This window comes from Mycobacterium colombiense (assembly GCF_003284935.1).
In the GTDB taxonomy this organism is placed as follows: domain Bacteria; phylum Actinomycetota; class Actinomycetes; order Mycobacteriales; family Mycobacteriaceae; genus Mycobacterium; species Mycobacterium arosiense_A.
In genome coordinates, this window is the sequence record NZ_QMEV01000014.1 from 86,397 (window position 1) to 92,576 (window position 6,180).

At 70.6% G+C, this 6,180-nt stretch carries 6 protein-coding genes; 1 reads left to right on the plus strand and 5 read right to left on the minus strand.

The features are described 5' to 3' along the window. Nucleotides 1–39: 39 nt before the first annotated feature. From DQP57_RS09770 to DQP57_RS09780, 3 genes are all read right to left on the minus strand, one after another. Nucleotides 40–1,245 (minus strand): alpha/beta hydrolase, encoded by a 1,206-nt coding sequence (locus DQP57_RS09770; protein ID WP_112632775.1) that lies wholly within the window; start codon nt 1,243–1,245, stop codon nt 40–42. Nucleotides 1,246–1,413: 168 nt separating this feature from the next. Then, on the minus strand, nt 1,414–2,079 hold the full coding sequence (locus tag DQP57_RS09775; protein ID WP_112632776.1) for an SAM-dependent methyltransferase: 666 nt from the start codon (nt 2,077–2,079) through the stop codon (nt 1,414–1,416). A 318-nt stretch (nt 2,080–2,397) separates the two neighbouring features. Further along, on the minus strand, nt 2,398–3,129 hold the full coding sequence (locus tag DQP57_RS09780; RefSeq protein WP_112632785.1) for an alpha/beta fold hydrolase: 732 nt from the start codon (nt 3,127–3,129) through the stop codon (nt 2,398–2,400). Between the two features lie 179 nt (nt 3,130–3,308). On the opposite strand from DQP57_RS09780, the gene DQP57_RS09785 reads away from it, so the two are divergent. After that, nucleotides 3,309–4,208, plus strand: coding sequence for an alpha/beta hydrolase (locus DQP57_RS09785; protein ID WP_112632777.1), 900 nt, complete (start codon nt 3,309–3,311; stop codon nt 4,206–4,208). Between the two features lie 7 nt (nt 4,209–4,215). Here DQP57_RS09785 and DQP57_RS09790 read toward each other — a convergent pair whose 3' ends face one another. Together DQP57_RS09790 and DQP57_RS09795 are read right to left on the minus strand one after the other, a co-directional pair. Next, a complete protein-coding gene (locus tag DQP57_RS09790) occupies nt 4,216–5,529 on the minus strand; it encodes an amidohydrolase family protein (RefSeq protein WP_112632778.1) in 1,314 nt (437 codons plus the stop codon). Continuing rightward, nucleotides 5,523–6,180, minus strand: a 658-nt coding sequence (locus DQP57_RS09795; RefSeq protein WP_205869083.1) for a CoA transferase, incomplete at its 5' end; no start/stop codon positions are given. The genes DQP57_RS09790 and DQP57_RS09795, both read right to left, overlap by 7 nt.

A 6,180-nucleotide genomic window follows, 5' to 3' on the forward strand; every position in this document is an offset into this window, starting at 1 on the left:
CCCCTTGCCCATAGAGGGACCATACTCAGCGGTGCCGGTTCAGATGACCTCTTTTGCCCCGACGCGTGTCTTGGTGCGGTAAATCTGGTTGAGGAACAGCGAAGTGACGTGCGCCGCGGCGCCGGCACGCTCGCCGTCGAGCAGGTCATAGCCGTGACCGGCGCCCGGGAATTCCAGGTAGCCGACCATCGAATGCGACACCGCCCGCAGCCGCTCGACGAAGCTGCGCGCCTGCTCGACCGGGATCACGGTGTCCTTGCTGCCGTGAATGACCAAGAAGGGCGGCGCGTTTCGGTGCACGCGCGCGATCGGGGACGCGTCGCGGAAGATCTCGGGGCGCCGGGCGATCGACTTTTTCACCACGACGCGCTCGAGGAATTCGACGAACCGTTCGCGCTCCGGCGTGGAGCGATCCTCCCAGTCGTAGCGGCCGTAGATCCCGACGACCGCGTCCACCGAGGTGTCCGCGCCCTCGGGCAGCTTCGCCTGGAATTGCGGGTCGTCGGGCGTCAGCCCGGCCAGCGCGCTCAGGTGCCCACCGGCCGAACATCCCGCCACCGCAACGAAATCGCGGTCGCCGCCGAACTTGTCGACGTTGGCGCGCGCCCACGCGATGGCGGTCTTGACGTCGACGATATGGCGGGGCCAGCGGTGGTGCGGCGAGACGCGGTAGTTGACCGCCAGGCACACCCAGCCCTGCTCGGCGAGCCGGGACATCAGCGCCGATCCCTGGCCCATGCACTTGCCGTGCACCCAGGCGCCGCCCGGCAGGAAGATCAGGACGGGTGCGGGTTGCGCCGGCAGGTCCTTGCGCCGCCAGACGTCGAGCACCTGATCGGGGTGGTCCCCGTAGTGGACGGCGCGGCGATAGAGATAGCGGCGCTGGCGCAGGCCGTCCCAGATCGGCGGCGTCTTCTCGGCGACGGGCCAGTCCGCCTCGAGGTCCGCGGCCGCCACGACCCCACGCAATGCGGCGAGGGACACCTGCTGGGTGCTCTCGCGGTCACGGCGACGGACGTCGTTGATGCCGGGTGTGAACCAGCCTTTGGTCACCGCGGAGATCGCCTCGGGCGCGTGCCGGGCGCCCCACACACCCATGGCGGTCAAACCCCCCAGGGGTTCAAGATGCTTGCCTACCACGGGCAGCGAAGCCCCGGCCACACTCAACGCCAGCGCATAGTCGCCGGGGCGGGCCCGCAGCAACCATTTCACGCAATCGGTAATGCCCGGACCATTCGCCGTCATGAACGGGACTGTACCCCTCACGGGGTTTCGCAAACTGAGGTTTCCTCAGAACGCGCGGGCGTGGCGGAATCGCTTTGCCGGGCATGCTCGCTGACGACGATATTTACGCTGTTTGAACGGCTTTTGAAGGTTCGCTGCGTTCGCCGAATTTTGCTGTGTACGACACGCTTACCCGGCCGTCAGGTCGGCGATCACCCGGCCACCGATAAGGCTGACGCTGGTCAGCGTCAGCCCCACCTGCGCGGCCAGGGCGGCGGCGCTGTCCACCCCGACGGATGCCCAGCGAAACCAGGGTCCGACCTCCCCCGCCGACTCCAGGCGCACCCAGCGCGAACAGATGCCGATGGCCTCGGCCTCGAATTCGGCCACGCACCGCCCGCCGCGGGCCAACAGCTCGAAGGCGCGCCCGAGGATTCGGCGGGGATCCCCGCCGAGCCCGACATTGCCGTCGACCAATAGGACCGTCTGCCACAGGCCCGTGCCCGGCAGCGGCTCGAAGACGTCGCCCAACAGGGCGGGTGCACCACCGCGACCCGCCAGCTGGATCGCGGTCGCGGACCGGTCGATGCCGAGCGCGGGGATGCCCCGCTGCACCAGCCTCGCCACCAACCGGCCCGGACCGCAACCCAGCTCGATTGTCGGTCCGGTGCACATCCGCGTGACGGCTTCGTCGAAGATTTCGTCGAAGGCTTGGTCGACGGCGTCGCCAGTTCCGTCGCCGGGACGTCGCGCACCCAACCATCGGTGCGCCGGCAGCGGCCGCAGTTCGCCGTCGTCATGACGGATCCAACATCGCTCCCCGCCAAGTGCCCGATCGTAAAGCTGCCCAAGCATTCCACGTCCTCGCGTCCTGGCCGATCGGGCGGTGTGCCGCCACTCGGTCCCGTTGCGGGACGTTGCGGCGACGCACCGGCAAACCCCAACACGCTGACGGCAAGCCCGTGCGTCAGCATTGCTCCGATACCCCGATCGTGGCTCCGTTAATCCATTTCTCGTCCAGACCCTCCCTGCGGCTACGGTGCAGCGACCGGCACGGTTCACCCACCGGCGCGTGCCGGACGTGCGCGCCGCCCTCGCCGGGGTAGCGGGTGCTTCGGAGTTATGTTCTCGGGCAAGGCTTTTCGGCTCGTGGCGGGACGGCGTCGGCCTACCTCATCGGCCGAACAAGAACGCGTCCAGCAGCTCGTTGACCCGTGCGGGCTCTTCGAGCGCCGCCAGGTGCGCGACCCCGTCGAGCACGGCGAAGGACGCGCCGGGGATCGAGTCGGCCATGGCGCGGGTCTCGGCCACCGGAAAGGTGGCGTCTTCCGCGCCGGCGACCACCAGCACCGGCGCCGTGACCCCCGCTAGCAGGGCGTGCTGGTCGGGCCGCGCGGACACCACGCTGCGCACCGCCCAGCGGACCGAATCGGTGTCCACCGACTGCACGGCTGCCCGCACGGTCGCCACCACGTCCGGGCGGGTGCGCAGCGTCGTCGGCCCCAGGAAAGCGCGGACGGCCGAGTGGGTCAGCGGCGGCCGGATGCCGCCGAGCACCTTCGCCAACCACAGCATGGCGGCATACTGCACCTGTTGCGCGACACCGGCTTTCGAGGCCGTGCAATTCATCAGCACCGCGCGGTCGAGGCGGTCGGGGTGACGGGCGGCGAAGGTGCCGCCGATCATCCCGCCCCACGAGTTGCCGACGAAATGGGCCCTGTCGATGTCGAGGCCGTCCATCAGGTCGACGACGCAGCGCGCGCAGTCGGTGAAGCTGAACATCGCGCGCAGCGGCGCACTGGCGCCGTGGCCGGGCGGATCGATCAGCACCAGGCGATGGCTGTCGCCGAAGCGCGCGGCCTGCCCGGCCCACAGGTCGCCCGTCATCAACAGGCTCGGCCACATCAGGACGGCGGGTCCGGTGCCCGCACTGACCTGAACGCGCAGCGTTCCCAGAGCCGTGTCGACGAACCGCGAAGCGAGCCGGGGGGTGTTGGCGGTCACGCTGCCTCCTAGATGTCGATGGTGCACGGCAGATCCCCTATAGCCGTCCCCTGATTTTCCGCGTCGGTGATACTGATGCGGTGACGAACAACGATGTTCATCCTGACCTGCAACGATTCGCCCGCGTCGCCCCACGTCGGCTCGTCGGTCCAAGGACCCTGCCGCTGATGCGGGCGGGGCTCGCGTGGCGGGCACGCCTGGGCAAGCCCGTCGCCGGCGTCGAATCGATCACCCTGGGTTCGGGGGCCGGCGTCCGGCTGTTCCGGCCCGCCGGAGTCACCGCGCCCGCGCCCGCGCTGTTGTGGATCCACGGCGGCGGATACGTGATCGGCACCGCCCAACAGGATGACCAGCTGTGCAGCGGCTTCAGCAGGCGACTGGGCATCACCGTCGCATCGGTGGAATACCGTCTGGCGCCCGAACATCCGTATCCCACGCCGCTGGAAGACTGCTATTCGGCATTGACCTGGCTGGCCGGGCTGCCCTCGGTGGACCGCTACCGCATCGCCATCGGCGGCGCCAGCGCCGGCGGCGGCCTCGCGGCGGCCCTGGCCCTGCTGGCCCGCGACCGCGCCGAGCTGAGCCCGGCATTTCAGCTGCTGACCTACCCCATGCTCGACGACCGCAGCTCGGCCACCGCACCCAGGGCGCACTACCGGTTGTGGGACAACCGCAGCAACAAGTTCGGCTGGGCGGCGTATCTCGGCAACGCCGACCCCGAGGTCGCCGTGCCCGGGCGCCGCGACGACCTCAGCGGATTGCCGCCGGCCTGGATCGGGGTGGGCACGCACGACCTGTTCCACGACGAAGACCTCGCCTACGCCGAGCGCCTGACGGCCGCGGGGGTGCCGTGCCAGGTCGAAACCATTCCGGGCGCCTTCCACGGCTTCGACCTGGTGTTGCCGAAAGCCCAAGTGTCGCGGCGGTTTTTCGACAGCCAATGCACCAGTCTGCGCGCCGCGCTCAGCCCGGCCGCCTGACACCGCCTCACATCGCGAAGTACACCAACTCACCGCCGATGACGGTCGCCGCCACCAGGCCGGCGTCCAGGGCGGCCAGCGCCGTCTGCGGCGGTTCGTTGAGCACACAAAGGTCCCCCGGCTGCCCGACGTCCACGGTGCGCGGCCGGCCCGGCTGATCGGCTCGGCCCAAAAACATCGTCAAAGCCTCTCGCGCCGAGACGCATTCGCGCGGGCCGAGAACGGCGCCCTGGACCGTGGTGCGGTGCACCGCGGCGCGCATCGCCGTCCAGGGATCGCCGTGGCCGAACGGCATGTCGGTGGACAACGCGACCGGCACCCGCGCGTTGCGCAGGGATGCGACGCGCCACAGCTGATCGTGCTCGGCGGCGGGGACCTCGGCGAGGTATTGGTCGCCGCGCTCGGCGACGAAGTTGGGCTGCGTCACCACCGTGACCCCGAGCCCGGCGAGGTCGGACAGGTCGTCGTCGGGCACCACCGCGGCGTGCTCGATGCGGTCGTGCGGGTGGCCGCCCGCCTCGCGCAGGGCCGCGATGGTCACCACCAGCTGGGCCGCGGTCACGCAGTGCACGGCCACCGGCTGACCGTTGTCATGCTGGCGCGCAACCCATTCCGTGAGCCCGTCGAGGTCCAGGGCGTCGTCGTGCAGGATCTTCTTGCCCGGCGACAGGAAGCTCAACCGGGGCCGGAACTCGCCGCGCCGGTGCGCGGTCGTCAGCGATTCGATGTCGTCGGCGTCCAGATCCGGGCTGGCGTCGGTGACGCCGGTGACACCGGTCGCGGTGATCCGGCGGCTCAATTCGGCCAGATCGGTTTCGCGCCGCTGCAGGGCCAACGACCAGCCGCGGTCGGCGCTGCGCAGCCGGCCGTCGGGATGCTCGGCCAGCCCGACCCGCCCCAGCGCTTCGGAATTGAGGATCCACAGCGCCCCGCTGCGGTGCTGGATGCGCACGGGAATGTGGGGGACGATGGCGTCGAGTGCGCCGCGATCGAGTTCTCCGGCAACCGAATCGTGGTAGCCCACCGCGCGAATCCAGCCGTCGGGGCCCGGCGTGGCGTTGGCCAGCAAGTGGGCGAGTTCGGTTTCGGTGCTGACCCCGGGCGGCCCGACGAGGAACGAATCCTGCGCCGAGGCCGCCGAGCGCAGGTGCACATGGTGATCGTGCAGGCCGGGCAGGACGGTGCCACCGCCGGCGTACAGCACGCCCTCCCCCGGGCGCGCCGCCAGGCCCTCGCCCGGCGGGGCGATCTCCTCGATCAGCGCACCCACCCGGATGTCGGTCCTGGTCCCGTCCAGCAAGGTGGCCCGTTGGATCAGCATGACAGACACCGCTTCTGGCCGACCAGGCGGCGTACGGCCTCGTTGTCGGCACCCAGCCCGGACGCCGGCGGGGAGGCCGGCGGCGCCTGCGGGGCCGACACGCGCGCGCTCGATGCCGACGGCCCGGTCGGTAGCGCCGCGTAGGCCGCGGCGACCCCGGCCATGGATACGCGGATCAACTCGCCGCCACCGCGGCCCAGGGATTCGGCCACCGCCAGGGTCGCGTCCAGCCCGGTCAGCGGGTCGGCGATCGCGTCGCCGCAGAACACCGGCCCGTCGGCGCTGGTGCCGACCAGCCCACCGGCCACCGCGGCGTCGTCGCCGAATCCCGGTCTGCGGCCGTCATAACCGATGATTTGCAACCAGATTCGGCCGGCGCGCGGCGTGATGTCATCGGGTCCGAGCCCGCGGCGCGCCAGGGCCGCGGGGCGCGAGCCCTCGATGATGATGTCGCTGACGGCCAGCAAGTCCCGCAATTCGTCGGTTTGAGTTTCGAGATCTAGTGCATAGCAGAGCTTTTGGCCGTTGATCCAGTCGAAGAACGCCCGGTTGCCTGCCCGGGTGCCGTCGGGGCGCCGCGGGCTTTCGACCTTGACGACGGTGGCACCGGCGCGGGCCAGCAGCCCCGCGCACAGGGGGCCCGCCCACATC

Coding starts and splice junctions, on each gene's coding strand:
- DQP57_RS09780 (WP_112632785.1), bottom strand. CDS start 3,129: ATGTGGCCGAGCCTGTTGATGACGGGCGACCTGTGGGCCGGGCAGGCC.
- DQP57_RS09790 (WP_112632778.1), bottom strand. CDS start 5,529: ATGCTGATCCAACGGGCCACCTTGCTGGACGGGACCAGGACCGACATC.
- DQP57_RS09775 (WP_112632776.1), bottom strand. CDS start 2,079: ATGCTTGGGCAGCTTTACGATCGGGCACTTGGCGGGGAGCGATGTTGG.
- DQP57_RS09770 (WP_112632775.1), bottom strand. CDS start 1,245: ATGACGGCGAATGGTCCGGGCATTACCGATTGCGTGAAATGGTTGCTG.